The sequence below is a fragment of the Reyranella sp. genome (genome assembly GCF_965249915.1).
Taxonomy (GTDB): Bacteria; Pseudomonadota; Alphaproteobacteria; order Reyranellales; family Reyranellaceae; genus Reyranella.
In genome coordinates this window covers 5,531,542-5,547,968 of record NZ_OZ252257.1, presented here as the reverse complement: position 1 = coordinate 5,547,968, position 16,427 = coordinate 5,531,542, and the positions used below count along the sequence as shown (strand labels likewise).

At 67.4% G+C, this 16,427-nt stretch carries 19 protein-coding genes; 9 read left to right on the top strand and 10 right to left on the bottom strand.

The features are described from left to right. Window positions 1-52 precede the first annotated feature (52 nt). The gene (locus ACP15H_RS27285) at window positions 53-1,087 is read left to right on the top strand and encodes a glycosyltransferase family 2 protein (protein ID WP_425069268.1); all 1,035 of its coding nucleotides are present in this window, start codon (window positions 53-55) and stop codon (window positions 1,085-1,087) included. 49 nt (window positions 1,088-1,136) lie between these two features. On the opposite strand, the gene ACP15H_RS27280 is transcribed toward ACP15H_RS27285, so the two are convergent. After that, the gene (locus tag ACP15H_RS27280; protein WP_425069267.1) at window positions 1,137-2,324 is read right to left on the bottom strand and encodes a glycoside hydrolase family 5 protein; all 1,188 of its coding nucleotides are present in this window, start codon (window positions 2,322-2,324) and stop codon (window positions 1,137-1,139) included. A 37-nt stretch (window positions 2,325-2,361) separates the two neighbouring features. Between ACP15H_RS27280 and ACP15H_RS27275 the strand changes: the two genes are divergently transcribed. Then, window positions 2,362-3,552 (top strand): hypothetical protein, encoded by a 1,191-nt coding sequence (locus tag ACP15H_RS27275; RefSeq protein ID WP_425069266.1) that lies wholly within the window; start codon window positions 2,362-2,364, stop codon window positions 3,550-3,552. A gap of 168 nt (window positions 3,553-3,720) precedes the next feature. On the opposite strand, the gene ACP15H_RS27270 is transcribed toward ACP15H_RS27275, so the two are convergent. Both ACP15H_RS27270 and ACP15H_RS27265 read right to left on the bottom strand, forming a co-directional pair. Then, complete coding sequence (locus ACP15H_RS27270) at window positions 3,721-5,481, bottom strand: flavin-containing monooxygenase (protein WP_425069265.1); 1,761 nt, start codon at window positions 5,479-5,481, stop codon at window positions 3,721-3,723. A gap of 21 nt (window positions 5,482-5,502) precedes the next feature. Then, a complete protein-coding gene (locus ACP15H_RS27265; protein WP_425069264.1) occupies window positions 5,503-6,480 on the bottom strand; it encodes a Bug family tripartite tricarboxylate transporter substrate binding protein in 978 nt (325 codons plus the stop codon). 66 nt (window positions 6,481-6,546) lie between these two features. Here ACP15H_RS27265 and ACP15H_RS27260 point away from each other — a divergent pair, with 66 nt between their 5' ends. Both ACP15H_RS27260 and ACP15H_RS27255 read left to right on the top strand, forming a co-directional pair. Beyond that, window positions 6,547-8,001, top strand: coding sequence for an MFS transporter (locus ACP15H_RS27260; RefSeq protein WP_425069263.1), 1,455 nt, complete (start codon window positions 6,547-6,549; stop codon window positions 7,999-8,001). Between the two features lie 52 nt (window positions 8,002-8,053). Then, entirely contained in the window at window positions 8,054-9,268 is a 1,215-nt protein-coding gene (locus tag ACP15H_RS27255) for an MFS transporter (RefSeq protein WP_425069262.1), read from the top strand. A gap of 22 nt (window positions 9,269-9,290) precedes the next feature. Here ACP15H_RS27255 and ACP15H_RS27250 read toward each other — a convergent pair whose 3' ends face one another. After that, complete coding sequence (locus ACP15H_RS27250) at window positions 9,291-9,566, bottom strand: hypothetical protein (protein ID WP_425069261.1); 276 nt, start codon at window positions 9,564-9,566, stop codon at window positions 9,291-9,293. 177 nt (window positions 9,567-9,743) lie between these two features. Here ACP15H_RS27250 and ACP15H_RS27245 point away from each other — a divergent pair, with 177 nt between their 5' ends. Then, window positions 9,744-10,010 carry a GlsB/YeaQ/YmgE family stress response membrane protein gene (locus ACP15H_RS27245; RefSeq protein ID WP_425069260.1) on the top strand — a complete coding sequence of 89 codons (267 nt, stop codon included), beginning with the start codon at window positions 9,744-9,746 and terminating at the stop codon, window positions 10,008-10,010. 42 nt (window positions 10,011-10,052) lie between these two features. Here ACP15H_RS27245 and ACP15H_RS27240 read toward each other — a convergent pair whose 3' ends face one another. Further along, a complete protein-coding gene (locus ACP15H_RS27240; RefSeq protein ID WP_425069259.1) occupies window positions 10,053-11,057 on the bottom strand; it encodes a 2-hydroxyacid dehydrogenase in 1,005 nt (334 codons plus the stop codon). A 31-nt stretch (window positions 11,058-11,088) separates the two neighbouring features. Next, window positions 11,089-11,241: a hypothetical protein gene (locus tag ACP15H_RS27235; RefSeq protein WP_298311609.1), complete on the bottom strand. Its 153-nt coding sequence runs from the start codon at window positions 11,239-11,241 to the stop codon at window positions 11,089-11,091. Between the two features lie 187 nt (window positions 11,242-11,428). Here ACP15H_RS27235 and ACP15H_RS27230 point away from each other — a divergent pair, with 187 nt between their 5' ends. Further along, the gene (locus tag ACP15H_RS27230; RefSeq protein WP_425069258.1) at window positions 11,429-12,013 is read left to right on the top strand and encodes a TetR/AcrR family transcriptional regulator; all 585 of its coding nucleotides are present in this window, start codon (window positions 11,429-11,431) and stop codon (window positions 12,011-12,013) included. A 65-nt stretch (window positions 12,014-12,078) separates the two neighbouring features. Then, the gene (locus tag ACP15H_RS27225) at window positions 12,079-12,753 is read left to right on the top strand and encodes a haloacid dehalogenase type II (protein WP_425069257.1); all 675 of its coding nucleotides are present in this window, start codon (window positions 12,079-12,081) and stop codon (window positions 12,751-12,753) included. Window positions 12,754-12,774: 21 nt separating this feature from the next. On the opposite strand, the gene ACP15H_RS27220 is transcribed toward ACP15H_RS27225, so the two are convergent. Together ACP15H_RS27220 and ACP15H_RS27215 are read right to left on the bottom strand one after the other, a co-directional pair. Next, the gene (locus tag ACP15H_RS27220) at window positions 12,775-12,990 is read right to left on the bottom strand and encodes a hypothetical protein (protein WP_425069256.1); all 216 of its coding nucleotides are present in this window, start codon (window positions 12,988-12,990) and stop codon (window positions 12,775-12,777) included. 192 nt (window positions 12,991-13,182) lie between these two features. Beyond that, entirely contained in the window at window positions 13,183-13,395 is a 213-nt protein-coding gene (locus ACP15H_RS27215) for a cold-shock protein (protein ID WP_425069255.1), read from the bottom strand. Window positions 13,396-13,667: 272 nt separating this feature from the next. Here ACP15H_RS27215 and ACP15H_RS27210 point away from each other — a divergent pair, with 272 nt between their 5' ends. After that, window positions 13,668-15,122, top strand: coding sequence for an FAD-dependent monooxygenase (locus ACP15H_RS27210; protein WP_425069254.1), 1,455 nt, complete (start codon window positions 13,668-13,670; stop codon window positions 15,120-15,122). An 86-nt stretch (window positions 15,123-15,208) separates the two neighbouring features. After that, on the top strand, window positions 15,209-15,640 hold the full coding sequence (locus ACP15H_RS27205; RefSeq protein ID WP_425069253.1) for a DUF3775 domain-containing protein: 432 nt from the start codon (window positions 15,209-15,211) through the stop codon (window positions 15,638-15,640). A 102-nt stretch (window positions 15,641-15,742) separates the two neighbouring features. Here the strand turns inward: ACP15H_RS27205 and ACP15H_RS27200 are convergent, their stop codons facing one another. Further along, complete coding sequence (locus ACP15H_RS27200; RefSeq protein WP_425069252.1) at window positions 15,743-15,922, bottom strand: hypothetical protein; 180 nt, start codon at window positions 15,920-15,922, stop codon at window positions 15,743-15,745. A gap of 61 nt (window positions 15,923-15,983) precedes the next feature. Continuing rightward, window positions 15,984-16,421 carry an SET domain-containing protein gene (locus ACP15H_RS27195; protein WP_425069251.1) on the bottom strand — a complete coding sequence of 146 codons (438 nt, stop codon included), beginning with the start codon at window positions 16,419-16,421 and terminating at the stop codon, window positions 15,984-15,986. Between the last annotated feature and the right edge of the window lie 6 nt (window positions 16,422-16,427).

The window sequence follows — 16,427 nt, the reverse complement described above, 5'->3', positions numbered from 1 at the left end:
ACCCGATGCGATCGCCCCCAAGAGTTCAAACTAGTCAGACGGAACGGTCAGTATGCCTTCAGCGCCTCCGGTCGGAGTGGTCATTGCCAACTACAACAATGGCGCCTTCGTGGGACGCGCGATCGAATCGGTCGCCCGCCAGTCCTGCCGCAATCTCCGCACCATCATCGTGGACGACGCCTCGACCGACAATTCCGACGAAGAAATTCGCAATTGCCTGTCGCGCCTCGGCGATTCGAGGTTCGACTACATTCGCCTCGACACCAACGTCGGCCAGACTGGTGCGATCAAGCGGGGCCTCGCGCAATTGGACACGCCGTTCGTCGGCTTCCTCGATTCCGACGATATTTGGTACGAGAATTTCATAGAGCGGCATCTGTGCGTTCACATGAACGCCGATTTCCCCGTCGCCCTCACCTACTGCGATTCGCACATCATCGATGCCGACGACCATCTGCTGGCCGGTACGGCCTGGTGGTTCGAGCACAGCGTCTCGACGGCCGCCACCTTCGAGGCGCCGGGCGTGCCGACGATCGATTCGGCAACCGGGAATTTCCGCTTTCCCGCGAACGGCCGGCTGACCTTCCACCCTCACTGGACGGCGCTGAGCGCCACGAACAGCATGGCGAGCATGATGTTCCGTCGCAGCTTCGTGGATCTCGTGCTCGTCGTCCCCGACAGCGACCTCAGACTCTATCTCGACTATTACCTGTCGACCTTCGCCGGTCTGCTGACGGGATCCATCGCCATTCACGATGCGCTCTATGGGTACCGGATGCATGGCGCCAACAAGCATTCGAACGCCACGGTCATGGGCGGCACCTACAATTCCTCGACCAAGGACTGGGGGCCGATCAGCAATCACATCCTCCAGCTGGTGCAGCGCATCCTCGACGAGGAAGCCCCCGCCATCCGGGCCGCCTTCGGAGACTGGCGTCACGCGAACTCGAAGGCGCTGGTGAAGCGCGCCCTCGATGCCCGCGCCCCCGGCAACAGGGGCGCCTGGATCCGATTCGTCGATTCGCTGTCGGCCAAGACGCAGAGTGTGCTCAAGCGCGGCCGCTCGGTGCTGAGCGAACGACGGTAAGACCCCAGGCTTTGACCGGCGGGGCACGGAACCCTGACAGCGCTGTCTGCTAGGGTTCGCCTTTCAGGCCGAGCGACGCCAGGTAGGACCACCGCACCGTGCCCTTGGCGAACCGGATCCCCTCGAGATATTGCCCGATGGCGCGGTCCACCAGCTGCGGCGACGGCTTTTCCTTTCGGAAGCCGTCGGCGTAGGCCACGATCTCGTTCCATCCCTCGGGCCGCGGGATCGACACGATGGTCGATGGCGTGTCGAGATTCTTGTAGGTCCAGAACGACCAGCCGATGCCGTGCGATTCGTGCAGGCGGCGGAACTCCGCGTTCCATTCGTCGGTGAGTTCGCCGGTCTCGCCGAGGAACAGCGGCACGTCGTAGAGGTTGGCGAAGTTCAGGTGCCGCTGGATCGAGTCGCGCTTCGTCGAGGCCCAGAACGAGTGATAGGTGTAGGCGAGGTTCTTCGCGAAGGGCGGGCCGAACATCGCGAAGCTCGAGCTCCACTGGCCGCCGGCCAGAAACACGATGCGCTCGGGATCGACGTCGCGGATTGCCGCCGTCGCGCGCTTGTAGAACGGCTCCAGCCGCGCGTTCAGCGTCGCCACGTCATGATAGGGCGCGATCGGCTCGTTCAGGATGTCGTAGCCCAGGATCGCGGGGTTGCCGCGATAGCGTTGCGCCACGGCGCGCCACAGCTTGACCGTGAGCTCGCGATCACGCGCCACGTAGAACATCAGCGGGTAGCCCGGCCCGTCATCGTGGTTGATGCCCGTCTGCCCGCCGGGCGCGGCATGCAGGTCGGGAATCACGTAGAGCCCCGCGGCGGCGGCCCAGGCGACGACCCGGTCGAGCAGCGACCAGCCCTCGCCGCCGATCTCGCCCTCGGCGCTCATGAACAGCCGCCAGTGCAGCGGCACCCGCACCATGTTGAAGCCGACCGACTTGATGAAGCGGATATCGTCCTCGGTCACGTAAGCGTCACGATAGCGGCGCCAGAAATCCGCGGCACGTTCCGGTCCCAGCAGCCGGTCGAAGGCGCCGTAGATCTGCCGCGGCGATTTCGCGACCTCGAACTTGAACATGTAGCCTTCGGGCATCAGCCAGTTGCCCAGGCTGATTCCCTTGAGGCGCAGGATGCGGCCGTCGGGCTCGACGAAGTTCCTGCCCTCGATGCGGACCAGCGCCTCGGCGTGGGCGGGGGCGGCGAGACCGAGCAGCATCAGGAGAGCGACGAGGAGGCGCATGACGGGACTGTAGCAGGACACTAATGTTCGTCCCGTCATGATTCTTGCCTCGCTCCTGCTGCCGATGGCCGTCGCCGCCATCGTGTTCCTGGTCCAGCGCGTCCGCCTGCCCGTCTTTCTCGCGATCATGGCCACGGTCGTGGTCTATGGCATCGCCGCCGACATGACCTTCCAGTCGGTCGGCAAGGCGTTCGGGCTGGGCTTCTCGACGGCACTGGAGCAGACCGGGCTGCTGGTCGTCGCGGGCGCCCTGGTCAGCGGGCTCGTGCTGCGTGCGCCGCTCGGCACCGGCACGTCCGCCGCAGCGGGTCTGGTGGCGGGACTGGGAGCCTCCGCCGCAGGCGGGCTGGCGCTGCTGCAGCCGGCCGGGCAGGACGCGCCGCGGCGCGCGCTGGGCCTCGCCCTCACCCTGCTCGCAGTCGCGGCCCTCATGGCGCCCTCGCCGCTCGCGGTCGCGGCAGCCTCGGTCATGAAGGCCGACATCCCCACCGAATTCATGATCGCCCTGCCGGTCACGGCCATCGCCGTGGCGCTGGGCTGGTGGCACGTGGCGCGACAGGTGCCGTCGCAGCCGACCGAGGGAGAGCTGTCCTGGGCGTGGCTGTGCGTGGGCATCCCGCTGGTGCTGCTGGTCCTGCAGTCGGTGGCGCAGATGCCCAGCGAGCCTCTGGGCAAGGGCGGAGCGCGCGAATTCTATGTCGGCATCTCCAAGCCGCTGATGCTGACCGCGATCGCCGTCACTTTGGCGATCGTGTTCGCCCGCCGCTGGGAGCCGTCGGTCCTGGCCGGCCGGTCGTGGGCGCCGCTGCTGCTCGCGGTCGGCGCCGCGGGCGGACTGGCCCGGGTGTTCGACGAGACCGGCATGTCGGAGCTGCTGGCCGAATACGCCCTGCAGCCGCGCTACGGCGTGCTGACGCCGTTCCTGGTGGCCGCCATCGTGAAGACGATGCAGGGCAACTCGCTCACCGCCGTGCTCACCGCCTCGGGCATGGTCGAGCCGATGCTGCCGGCACTCGGCCTCGACAGCGCCTCAGGCCGCGCCATCGCATCCGCCGCCGTCGGCGCAGGCTCGATGGCGATCTGCCACGTCAACGACCCGTTCTTCTGGATCGCCGCCCATATGGGCCGACTGTCGCCCGGCCGTGCGCTCTATGTGATCTCGCTGGGCAGCGCCGTCATGGCGATCGGCGCTCTGGTCGTCATCGCGACGATCCGGCAGTTCATCTAGAGGGTCTTGGACCTCACCCTTCCAACAACGACCTCACCCAGAGGAGCGCTCCGCAGGAGCGCGTCTCGAAGGGTGGGCACGAGCACCGCGTCTGTTGCCCATCCTTCGAGACGGCCCTTCGGGCCTCCTCAGAATGAGGTCAAGTAGGGCAACTCAAGATCGAGTATCCTAAGCGACCAACCCCTCCTCGCGCGCCTTGATCTGCAGGGCGAGGTAGCGGGAGTAGATGCGGCACTGGGCCAGGCTGCCGGCGATGAACCACAGGCCGGGCTGCGGCGTCGGCTTGAACATGTTGGCGAGTTCGCCGCCGGCATCGAAGCCCCAGACCGGGCCGATGCGGTCGGCCACCGCGTCGCCCAGGAAGGCCCGCACCGTCTCCTGCTGGTTCTCGTAGCCGGTGGCGACGACCACCAGTTCGGCCTCGCGCAAGGTACCGTCCTTCAGGCGCACGCCGCCGGCCTCGAACCGGTCGATATCGTCGTACTGCAGCAGCTCGATGCGGCCGTCGACGATCATGTCGGAGCAGCCGACGTTGAAGTAGTAACCGCCGCCGCGGCGCAGATACATCATCTGGAAGCCGGTATCGTCCTCGCCATAGGTGAGGCGGAAGCCGCGCTTCTCCAGCCCCGACAGGAGATCGCGGTCGACCCGGCGCATCTCGGCGGTCGAGAGCTGGTAAGCGCGCTGCAGCACCGGATAGGGCGAGGCGGCGGCCAGCAGGTCGCAATCCTCGAACGGCAGGCCCTCGGTATAGATCGCATAGACCTTCTGCGCTTCGCGGATCGACACGACATAGGTCGGGCTGCGCTGCACCATCGTCACCTCGGCGCCGCTGGCGCAGAGATCCTGCGCCACGTCGTGACCGCTGTTGCCGGTGCCGACCACGATCGCCTTGCGCCCCTTCCACACCGCGCCGCTGGTGTAGGCGCCGGAATGCATCACCGTGCCGGCGAAGGCATCGAGACCCGGCAGCGACGGCTTGATCGGAATGGCGCTGACGCCGGTGGCGAAGACGACGTGGCGCGGATGCAGCGTCCTCTCCGTCCCGTCGCCCCTCAGTAAGGTCACGGTCCAGCGTTGCGCCGCCTCGTCGTAGCGGCCCGATGTGAGCTGTGTGTCGGTCCAGTAGTTGAGGTCGAGGTTTTCGACATACGACTCGAACCAGTTCGCCAGCTTGTCCTTGGGAATGAACACCGGAAAGGTCGAGGGGAAGGGCATCAGCGGCAGGTGATTGACGTGCACCTCGTTGTGCAGGGTGAGCGAGTGATAGCGCCGCCGCCAGTTGTCGCCGATGCGCGGATGGCGATCGACGATCAGCGTATCGACCCCCAGCGCCCGCAGGCGGGCCGCGGTGGCGAGACCCGCCTGGCCGCCGCCGACGACCAGCACCGCCGGGTCGCGATCCTCGTAGGCCTGCGCCTTCTGCCGCTGGTCGAGCCAGTTGTCGCCGCCGAAGTCGCGGCTGTAGCGTTCGGCATCGCTCAATTCGCGCGGCTTGCCGTCCGGCCAGCCGTGCAGTTCCTCGAGGGTGGTGAGCAGCGACCAGGCCCGCCACGTCCCGCCCTCGTCGACGAGGCGCACGACCGCGTTGGCATGGCCGAAGGCGGTCTCGAACTCGAAGATCGCCTCGATACACTCGGTGCCGGCGCGCTTCACGCGGCGCGGCGGCGTGCGCCTGTCGGGAATACCCACATGCTTCGCGGCGGTGCGCGCCAGCACCGGCGCCAGCGCCGCCTCGATCGCCGCCCGCCCGGAATGGGTGACGACGTCCCAGGTGAAGGCCAGCACGTCGCGCCAATGCCCGTCGGGCAGGAACGTCGCCGCCACCGCCGCCGCATCCTGCGCCTGGAGCGCGGCGCCGAACGAATCGAGCCAGCGCGCGGTGATCTCTCCGGCTTCGTCCGGAACCTCGGCAAATTGAACGGACATCAAAACCACTCCGAATGAGGATCAGTCGAGCTTCACGCCCGAGGCCTTGACCGCGGGCTCCCAGAGCTTGCGGTCCTCGGCCAGGAAGCGGTCGAAGCCGGCACGGCCGGGTGGTGGCATGTCGAGGCCGAGATCGTCGTTCCAGCGCTTCTGGATCTCGGGCGACTTCAGCGCCTCGGCAATCGCGGTCTCGAGTTTGGCGAGGATCGGCTCGGGCGTGCCGGCCGGCGCGCCGATTCCGTACCACGAGGTGGCGACGTAGCCCGGCACGGTCTCGGCGATCGCCGGAATGTCGGGGGCCGCCTTCGAGCGCAGGGCCGAGGTGACACCAAGGCCCTTCAGCTTGCCGCCGCGGACCTGCGGCAGCATCGAGGGCATGTTGGCGAACATCATGTTCACCACGCCCGCCATGAGATCGGAATAGACCGGACCGGCGCCCTTGTAGGGAACATGGATGATGTCGACGCCGGCCATCTTCTTGAACAGCTCGCCGCTCAGGTGCAGCGACGTGCCGGGGCCCGACGACGCGAAGGAGTACTTGCCCGGCTCCTTCTTGCAGAGCGCGATCAGCTCCGCGACGTTGTTGGCCGGCAGCGACGGCGTGACGCCCAGCAGGTTGGCGAGGATCGCGACGCGCGAGATCGCCACGATGTCCTGGTCCGGATTGTAGGGCAGCCGGGAATAGAGCATCGGGTTCAGCGTGTGGCTGGCCACCGAGATGAGGCCCAGCGTGTAGCCGTCGGGTGCCGCACGCGCGAGTTCGACCGTGCCGATGTTGCCGCCGGCGCCGCCCTTGTTGTCGACGACGAAGGTTTGTCCGAAGGCCTTCGAAAGCTGATCGCACATCAGCCGGCTCACCGTGTCGGTGCCGCCGCCCGGCGCGAAGGGGCAGATGAACTTCACGGTCTTGGCCGGCCACGTTCCCTGCGCCCGCACGATCGACGGTGCCGCAACCGATGGAACGGCCAGCGCAGCGGCCAGCAGTAACCGTCTCTTCATGGTGCTTCCTCGTTCATTTCTTGTTTTATGAGCACGGAGCGTAGCGGCATCCGCTACTCTGTCCAGATGAGAGAGCCGAAAAGCGTACAGGCGTATATCGACCAGACCCCGTCCTGGCCCGACGGCACGCCCACCCCCAGCGTACCGATGACCCGGATGCAGTGGCGAATCTGGACACTCGCCACCGCCGGCAAGTTCTTCGAAGGCAAGGTCGTGTTCATGACCGGCGTCGCCCTGCCCCTGATCGTCGAGGAGTTCGCTCTCTCGGCCGTCGGCAAGGGCCTCGTCGGCGCCGCCACCCTGGCGGGCATCATGATCGGCGCCGTGGCGCTGGGCGGGCTGGCCGACAGCTACGGACGGCGGCGCATGTTCGTGATCGAGATGCTGGTCTTCGTCATCTTCCTGGCCGGCCTGACCATGGCGCCGAGCTTCGGCTGGCTGGTCTTCTTCCTGTTCGGCGTCGGCGTGGCCCTGGGCTGCGACTATCCCACCGCGCATCTCGTGATCTCAGAGAGCATTCCCAGCCGCGACCGCGGCAAGCTGGTGCTGGCCGCCTTCGCCTTCCAGGCGATCGGCGCGCTGGTCGGCACGGCGCTGGGCTTCGTGATCCTGACCCTGGATCCGTCGCTGGACGCCTGGCGCTGGATGTATGGCATCGTGATCGTGCCGGCGGCGTTCGTGGTGGGCGCCCGCCTGTTCGTGAGCGACAGCGGCCAGTGGCTGATGAGCCGCGGCCGCCGCGCCGAGGCCGAGCACGAGCTGCGGCGGCTGCTGAAGCGCGAGCCGCAATATCCTAAGCAGGTGCGGCTGGCCGAGTTGGCGGAGCCCCCCCGTCCCAGCCATCACCGGCGCGGCCGCTGGAGCGATCTCTTCGACGGCAAGAACCGGCGGGCCACCATTCTCGCCTCCGTGCCGTGGTTCCTGCAGGATCTCGGGACCTATGGCATCGGCATCTTCACGCCGACCATCCTCGCGCACACGATCGGTCACGAGATTACCAACGCCCACAACGTGTCGGCGCTGATCGCCCGCGACCTCCAGGGCGCGAAGGGGGCGGCGCTGGTGGACACGCTGCTGATCGTGGGCATCCTCGCCGCCGTGCTGATGTCCGACAGGGTCGGCCGCATCCGCCTGCAGGTGTTGGGGTTCCTCGGGTGCGCCGCCGGGCTGGCGATGGCGGTGCTGCAGTCGCACGTCGAGGAGCCGGCGCGCACGATGCTGCTGTTCGGCGGCTTCATGCTGTTCAATTTCATGACCAACCTCGGCCCCAACGCGCAGACCTACCTACTGGCCGGCGAGGTCTTCCCGACCCATATCCGCGCCAAGGGCGCGGGCTTCGCCGCCGCCTTTGCCAAGATGGGCGCCGTGCTGACGGCCTTCGTCTTCCCGGTGGTCCTGGCCGACGCCGGCACCGACCTCCTGCTGACCGCCCTCGTCTTCACCTCCCTCCTCGGCGCGCTGATCACCTGGTGGTTCCGCATCGAGACGGCAGGCGTCAATTTGGAGGAGATCGGGCGCTGAAACCCGCAGGCCGCGCTTCGCAGGACGCGGCCCGGCGGGTACCTTCGGCGCAATGGACTCGCCGATCCGCGAACTGCTGCGCTCGCCCGACTTCCTGAGACTGTGGCTGGTCGGCGCCTTCGCCAACGCGATGCGCTGGCTGGAGCTGCTGGCGTCGGGCCTGTTCGCCTGGGAAGTCACGCACTCCGCCTTCGCCGTCACGGTCGTCGTCGCCCTGCGACAGATCCCGCAGCTCCTGTTCGGCGCTTTCGCGGGCGCCATCTCCGAGGCGCTGAACCGCAAGCTGATCTTCATGCTGGCGCTGGTCGTGCCGGCGCTGATCTCGACCCTGCTGGCGACGCTCGCGGTGACCGGCCATCTCGAGGTCTGGCACGTGGCGCTCGGCAATCTGGTCTCGGGCATCATGTGGTCCACCGAGATGTCGACCCGCCGGCGCATGGTCGGCGAGGTCGCGGGGCCGCACCGCATCGTCAACGCCATCGCCCTCGACAGCGTCACCTCGGCGGCGACCCGCGCGGTCGGCCCGCTGCTGGGCGGCATCGCCTTCGAATGGCTGGGCATGAAGGGCGCCTATACCGTCACCGCCCTCGTGCAATTCGCCGGCGCCTTCGCCATCGCGGGCCTCGCCCATGCCCAGCTGACGCGACGGCTCGATCTCGTGCGCATTCCCCACGACATCGCCGAAGGGCTGCGCTTCGCCTGGACGCGGCCCACCATCCTGCTGGTGTTCGGCGTCACCATCGTGACCAATGCTTTTGCGTTTGCCTATTCGGGCCTGGTGGCGCCCCTCGGCCAGGGCGAATTCCACGTCTCGCCGGCGCTGGTCGGCCTGCTGGCGGCCGGCGAGCCGCTGGGTGCCCTGATGGGCGGCGCGCTGATCGCGGCGGGTCTCCTGCGCCTGGACCGGCGCCTCGCCTTCGCCGGCGGCGCGGCGCTGTTCATGGTGGCGCTCATCTTCATGGCCCTGTCGCCATCCTACTGGCTGGCGCTGGCCCTGCTGATCATGGGCGGCTTCGGCACGGCGGGCTTCAGCAACATGCAATCGACCCTGATGCTGACCGAAGCGCCGCCCGAGATGCGGTCAAGGCTGATGGGCGTCGTCACCGTGTGCATCGGCACCGGCCCGCTCGGCCAGCTCGCGGCCGGTGCGCTCTCGGGCCCCCTCGGCCCGCGGGGGGCGGTCATCGCCATGGCGGCGGTCGGGCTGGTGCTGACCGGTGCGATGGTACTGGCTTTACGCAGAAAGCCAGTACCGCCAGCGTTGTGATTGCGGCCCTAGGGCCGGGGCATCACTTCAGGAACTTCAGGCACTCACCGGCCGCTTCGGCGGCGGCGCGGGCGGTGTCGCGCGACATCGAGCCGCCCATCACCATCGGGCGCGCGACGCTGGTGAGGGCGTCCTTGATGTCGGTCTGGGGCGTCATCGTGGGCGCCACCTTGCTGTAGAGAAGCTGGCCGTCCTTGGAGAGCTGCGCGGAACACGCCGTGGCGGCGGCCTGGTCGGCGGCCTGGGCGACGGCCGGCAGAAGGGACAGGCCGAGCAGGGGGAGAAGGATGCGGCGCATGAATGGTCTTCCTCGATAGATGGTTGCGGGCCGGAACATAGCGGCCCCGGCAGCCTGTGCCATAGCCGCCTGCAGCGGCGCAATTGCGGCAATGCACGCGCGCAACGTGGCGAGGTGCGACGCGTTGACCGCACGCCGATGTGCTGCACGTCCGCGGGACGGCCAGGGGATCTCACCATGAATATGTCGGCCGAAAGCATTCTCGTCATTCTCGTCGTCGGCATCGTGGCCGGCTGGCTGGCCGGCAAGGTCGTTCGCGGGACCGGCTTCGGACTGGTGGGCGACCTTCTGGTCGGCATCGCCGGCGCCCTGTTCGCCGGCCTGCTGTTTCCCCGCCTGGGACTCAACCTGGGTGGCGGACTCCTCAGCGAAATCCTGTTCGCGGCGCTGGGTGCGATCATCCTGCTGCTGATCGTCGGACTGGTGCGCGGTCGGCGGGCCTAGCCTCCCGCTGCTTCCCTGCGCCCTTCGGGGCGTCAGGGGGCGTCAGGCGAGCTTCTCGACCGAAATCTCGTGGACGGCGCGGCCGGCGCGCTCGAAACCCGTGATGTTGGCAATCGTGGTGCCGGCGATGCCCTGCAGGGCGTCGGCGGTGAAGAACGCCTGATGTCCGGTGATCAGCACGTTCGGAAAGGACAGGAGGCGGACGAAGACGTCGTCCTGGATCACCTTGTCGGACAGATCCTCGAAGAAGAGGTCGGCCTCCTCCTCGTAGACGTCGAGCCCGAGATGCCCGAGGCGGCCGTCCTTCAGGGCCGCAATCACCGCCGGCGTATCGATCACCGCGCCCCGGCTGGTGTTGATCAGCATCGCACCCGGGCGCATGCGCGCCAGCGCGGCCGCGTCGATCAGGTGACGGGTTGCGGGCGTCAGCGGGCAATGGAGCGAGACGATGTCGGAGCCCGCCAGCAGTTCGGGCAGGTCGACATAGCGCACGCCCGCCGCGAGGCAGGCCGGGTCGGGCGCCGGATCGACGGCAAGGATCGTGCAGCCGAAGCCCGCCAGGATGCGCGCGAAGGTGGCGCCGATCCGTCCGGTGCCGACGACTCCCACCGTCCGGCCCTGCATGTCGAACCCCAGCAGCCCCTCCAGCGCGAAGTTTCCCTCACGGACACGGGCATAGGCGCGGTGGATGCGGCGGTTCAACGCCAGGACGAGCGTGACGGCATGCTCTGCGACCGCATGCGGGGAATATTCAGGAACGCGCGCCACGGTGATGCCGAGCTTCCGCGCGGCGACGAGGTCGACATTGTTGAAACCGGTGCAGCGTAGCGCGACGAGACGGACGCCCTGTCGGGCGAGCGGCTCGAGCACCTCCACCGAAAGCGAATCGTTCACGAAAGCGCACACGGCCGAGACGTCCCGCGCCAGCGCAGCGGTTTCGACCGTCAGGCGAGGTTCGAGATAGACCAGCTGATGGCGGGCGGACGCGTTGGCGGCCTCCAGGAAGTGCCGGTCGTAGGGCTTGGTGCTGAAGACCGCGACGCGCACGGCACGGCTCGGGCGGGCCGGCCGCGCTCCTCTAACCCTTCTGGCCCTGGCCGGTCGGGCGCTTGTCCTTCTTCACCGACTTCGGGCCGCCGCGCACCGCGTCCTTGGCGATCTGCTTGGTCGACACACGGAGGGCCGCCTGGTGCTGGCGGTCGTTGGGGGTGCGCTGGACGGTCTTGCTCATGACGGTCCAACGCCCGAACCGCGGCGAAGTTGCGTGACACCCGCACTGGCGAAGGGGCGTCGAGGGGCGCACAATTGCCCCACCCTCGGCGAGTGGCCGCGGCCGAGAAGCGATGGATACGGTGCCCAACAGCGAGCAAGAGACCCCTTCAATTCAGGGTGCCGTGAGCCCCCCAAAGCCCCGTCGCATGGACGGCCGGGCGCTCCGCAGCGAACGGACCAAGCAGCTCATCATCGAAGCGTATCTGGCCCTGCTGGACGAGAGTCCGGAAACGCCGACGGCGGCACAGATCGCCAAGCGCGCCGGATATTCCGTGCGATCGGTCTTCGAGCGGTTCGACGACATGCTGGCGCTCACCGTCGCGGCCGCCGACTACGCCTTCGCCGAAGGGCTTTCCCGAGACGTCCATCGCCACTTGGGCGAGACTCGCGCCAAACGCCTGCGGGGCCTGATCGAGAGGCGCTCCGAACTGATCGAGCGCTTCCTCCCGCTCTGGCGGGTGTTGCAGAGCCACCAGCGCGAATCGGAACTGGTGAGGGCGCGGATCGGCCGGGTTCGCGATACCATGTGGACGCGCCTGGCGCTGATCTACCGTGTCGAACTGGCTTCCGTGCCGGAGTTCGAAAGCAGGAGGCTGCAGATTGCCCTGGAGCAGCTCACCGACTTCGAAAGCTGGGCCCGCATGCGTGAACGCCACGGCCTGTCGGTCGAAGAGGCGCGCGATGTCTGGATGATGGCGCTCGATCAGCTGCTGCCGCCGGGACCTCCCTAGGAAGCGGAACCGGCGCCCGTTTGAGGACATTGTCGCGGATCGGGCACGCACTCAGAGAGCATCGGATGGATCCGCGCACCGTCACCTTCGACTTCTACGGCACGCTCGTTCAGTGGCATGAGGGTGTCGACGCGTGCTTCCGCGCCATCGTCAGGCGCCACGGCCAGCCCGCGATGGAACTCGCGCCGCTCATCCACGCCTTCCATGGCGAGGGACGCAGGCTGCGCGATACGCCGCCCTGGCGGCCCTATCGCGACGTGCTGCGCGAAAGCCTGCGGTTCGCGCTCGATCGCAGCGGGTTGCCGATGTCGGAAGCCGACGTCGACGTCATGATCACCGGACTGTCACGACTGCCGGCGCACCCCGATGTGCCGGCCGCCCTCGCCGCCTTGCGGGCCGGCGGCTGGCGTCTCGCGGCGATCTCCAACACCGACGATGACCTGATCGCCGGCAGCCTGCCCGGTCTGGGTCTCGAGCTGGACGCGGTGATCACCGCCCAGCAGGCGCGCGCCTACAAGCCCGACCTCCGCCTGTTTCGTCATGCTCACGAAGTGCTGGGCGTGGCGCCGCAGCAAACCGTGCATGTGGCGGCGAGCCAACCCCTCGACATGGCCGTCTGCAAGGCGCTCGGGTTGCGCGGCTATTGGGTCAATCGGCGGGCCGAGACGGTGGATCCGCAATGGCTGCCCTTCACCGAGGTGAAGGACGTGGCGGAGGCGGCCGTGTCCATCCTTCGGTGAAGGCGCTTTCTCGGCTGACGCTCAGGCGCGCACGAGCGTCTTGATGACGAGCGCGGGCTTGCCGGACTTTTCGGCGACTTCACGATCCTGCTCCGCGATGATCTCACGGGCGGGCAGATCCTTCTCGAGACCTTCGAGGGCTTCGAGCGGGACACGGCGGTTGGAGCGCTGGCTGCCGTCTTCGTAGGTGACGTTGAACAGCACGTACTCGGTACGCTTGCTGGATTTCTTGCCCATGGGGGCCTCCAAATCGGTTCCGGTCCGTCGACTATGAGGGGGCAGATGCGCCTTCCCCGTCGGGAACGCGTAGAGGAAGCACGTCGACCTGCAGGCAGACTTGCCGCCAGCCAACGAAAAACCCCGCACCCAGAGGGTGCGGGGCTATCTCGTGTCGCTGTTACGTGGCCGCCGTCACCGGCAGCCGCGTGATCAGCCGGCAGCCTTCAGATTGTCGGCCGACATCTTGCCGCTGCGACGATCGGAGACGAGTTCGTACTCGACCTTCTGACCTTCGTTGAGCGTGCTCATGCCAGCGCGCTCGACGGCGCTGATATGCACGAAGGCATCGGCACCGCCGTTGTCCGGCTGGATGAAGCCGAAGCCCTTCTGAATATTGAACCACTTCACGGTTCCCGTCGCCATGGGTAACCCTTTCACTACTTTAGATATGCTGACCCGCGCGGCGTCCCACATTGAAACAAAGGGAACGCGCAGCCGGCCGTCGAATTCGCACTGGTTTTCGGGATCAAAGTTCGTGGAGCGGGCTGCCGGCGAGGCCAGAAGCGCGGACCAAATCGTCTGTCCGTCTATCGACTGGCTGCATATGGCCTTTTAGCGGGGCTTTTGCAAGGCCCGATTGGCCGCGGTCCGGAGGGGGCGCTAAGCTTGCGCAGCATAGCGCAAGGGAGCGTTGGATGGCGAACGAACCGCAGGTGCTCATCGCGGGCGCAGGCCCCGTCGGTCTCACGCTCGCCAACGAACTGGTCCGCCTCGGGATTTCGGTTCGCATCGTCGACAAGGCGGCGCAGCGCACCGACAAGTCCAAGGCGCTCGTCCTGTGGAGCCGCACGCTCGAACTGTTCGACGATGCGGGCTACGCCGACGCCTTCCTGTCGGCGGGAATGCCGGCACGCGGCGCCCGGATCTCGACCGGCAGGGAGATCGTGGCCGAAGTCTCGTTCGACCTGATCGACAGTCGCTTCGCCTACGCGCTGATGATCGCGCAAAGCGAGACCGAGCGCGTACTGGAAGAGCGGCTGGCCGCTTCCGGCGTGACCGTCGAGCGGACGGTCGACCTGACCCGCTTCAGCGACAAGGGTGCGTCGGTCGAGGCCACCCTCACGAAGGCCGGCGGGGAAAGCGAAACGCTCGATGTCGGTTGGCTGGTCGGCTGCGATGGCGCCCATTCGGCGGTGCGGCACGGGCTGGGCTTCGCCTTCGAGGGCTCGACCCTGCAGTCCCACTGGGCCCTGGCCGACGGGCATATCGCCGGAATCGCTCCCGCCGACCATCTCCACATCTTCTGGCATCGTGACGGCATCCTGGCCTTCTTTCCCATCGCCGGCGACCGCTGGCGGGTGATCGCCGATCTGGGACCGGCGAAGGACGGCGAGACGCATCCCGATCCGACGCTCGAACAGATCAACGGGTTGATGGCGCGCCGCGGCTCGCCCGGCATCGTCATGTCGGATCCAGTCTGGCTGGCCGCCTTCCGCATTAACGAGCGCAAGGTGAAGGACTACGCCAAAGGCCGCGTGTTCCTGGCCGGTGACGCGGCGCACATCCACAGCCCTGCCGGCGGGCAAGGCATGAACACCGGCATGCAGGACGCGTTCAATCTCGCGTGGAAGCTGGCGCTGGTCATCGGGGGCGCCGCCAGGCCGTCGCTGCTCGACAGTTATTCGCGTGAACGCAGTGCCGTCGGCGATCGCGTGCTGAGGAATGCAGGCCTCATGACGGAGGCGGCGACACTGCGGAATCCGCTGCTGCAGGACGTGCGCAACGCGATCCTGCGGTTCGCCGCGGGCTTTCCGCAGGTCCGGCACAAGGTTGCCGACCAGCTTGCCGAGATGGATATCGGCTATCCGGACAGTCCGCTGACGGCCCGGAATGGCGACGTCGCCCAGGGTCCGAAGGCGGGCGAACGCTGGCCGCACCGGCTGCCCGAGAGAACAGGCGGCCGAAAGTTCACCGCGCTGGGTCCGGCTGAGATCGTGAAGACGCTCGCGCAGAAATTTCCCGGCCTGGTGATGGCCGTACCGGAGGGAGACTCGCTGCGGCTCATCCGGCCCGACGGCTATGTCGGTTTCGCCGGAGGGCCGAGGGATGCCGCCCGCGCCGAAGCCTATCTGGCGGCGCTCGCGCCTTGAGGTCCGGCCCCCACGACGTGCGGACGGAACGGTGACGGCCCCCGGTCGTTGGACGGCCTGACCCGCCGACCTTCAGGAGAAACACCATGTCCGACGCCACCGTTGACCCGCCGGCCCTCGCGATCGCGACCGACATGGTCTGCCACATCATCGTGAAGGCCCGCGAATTCGACGGTCAGGACGTCGAGACGGATCCCGATTCGGGCTCGAACGCCGCCGACGATGGCGGAATCTCGGTCCTGGAGGATCATGACGACGATCCGACCCAGGACGAACTCATCGCCTTCATCGAAGCGCTCGACGAAGACGAGCAGGTGGATCTGGTCGCCCTGCTATGGCTCGGCCGCGGCGATGGCGACATCGAAGATTGGGACGACCTGAAGGCTCAGGCACGGGATTCCCGCAACGAGCGGACCTCGGCCTATCTCCTCGGTCAGCCGCTGCTCGCCGATCACCTGGCCGACGGGCTCTCCGCGTTCGGCCTGTCCTGCGAGGATTTCGAGAAGGACCACCTTTAGGGCTGACCGAAGCTCAGCCCGTTAAGCGACAGGCTGCGGCTTGGTTACAAGCCGCTAAGCGAGCAAGGTCCGAGAGCGCCGAAGGACGAACGAACGTCTACCTCACGGCATCGTCCCGTGAGGCCGCTTCTCGCCCGGCCTCACGCGCCGATCCTCGTCCTCGGGGCCGACGGTACGGGACGTGTCGCCGTCGCGCCGAGGCACGCGCTCCTCGACGTCGGGGCCACGCTCGACATCGACATTATGACGGTCGCGGGGCTTGGGGTCCGGATCCTGGGTCATGTCGTTCCTCCTTCGAAGGACGAACGACGGGGCGCCCGGCGGGTTGCCGAACCCCACCCTCTCAACGGCGGCGCGACTTTGCCCGCGAAGACGCCGGCACGACCTCGTCCCGGTCGAGATTGTCGTGGTCCTCGTCCATGAGCCGGTAGTCCATGGTGAGTTCTTCGCCCGCCTTGATGTCGCGCAACGCGTAGTAGGTCACGTCCCCATCGTCGGAGCCGATGTTGGGATCGGCATCGTGGTTCATGTACCAGCCGGTCGAAATGCGCAGGAAATCGAGCGGCGTCCAGTAACCGCGGCGCGTCCGGATGCCGAAGCGCTTGATGAGGTGCACCTGGGGCGAGGCATGTGCCCGGGCGAGCGGAATGAAGCGGCTGTCCTTGCCGTCCCACACGCGGACCAGTTCGCCCTTCTTGATGTCGATGTCGGCAAAGCAGCCGAGACCGTGGATCGAGGACGCACCGAGATAGACGAACGCCTTGCTGGTCTTGCGCTTCATGAGCTG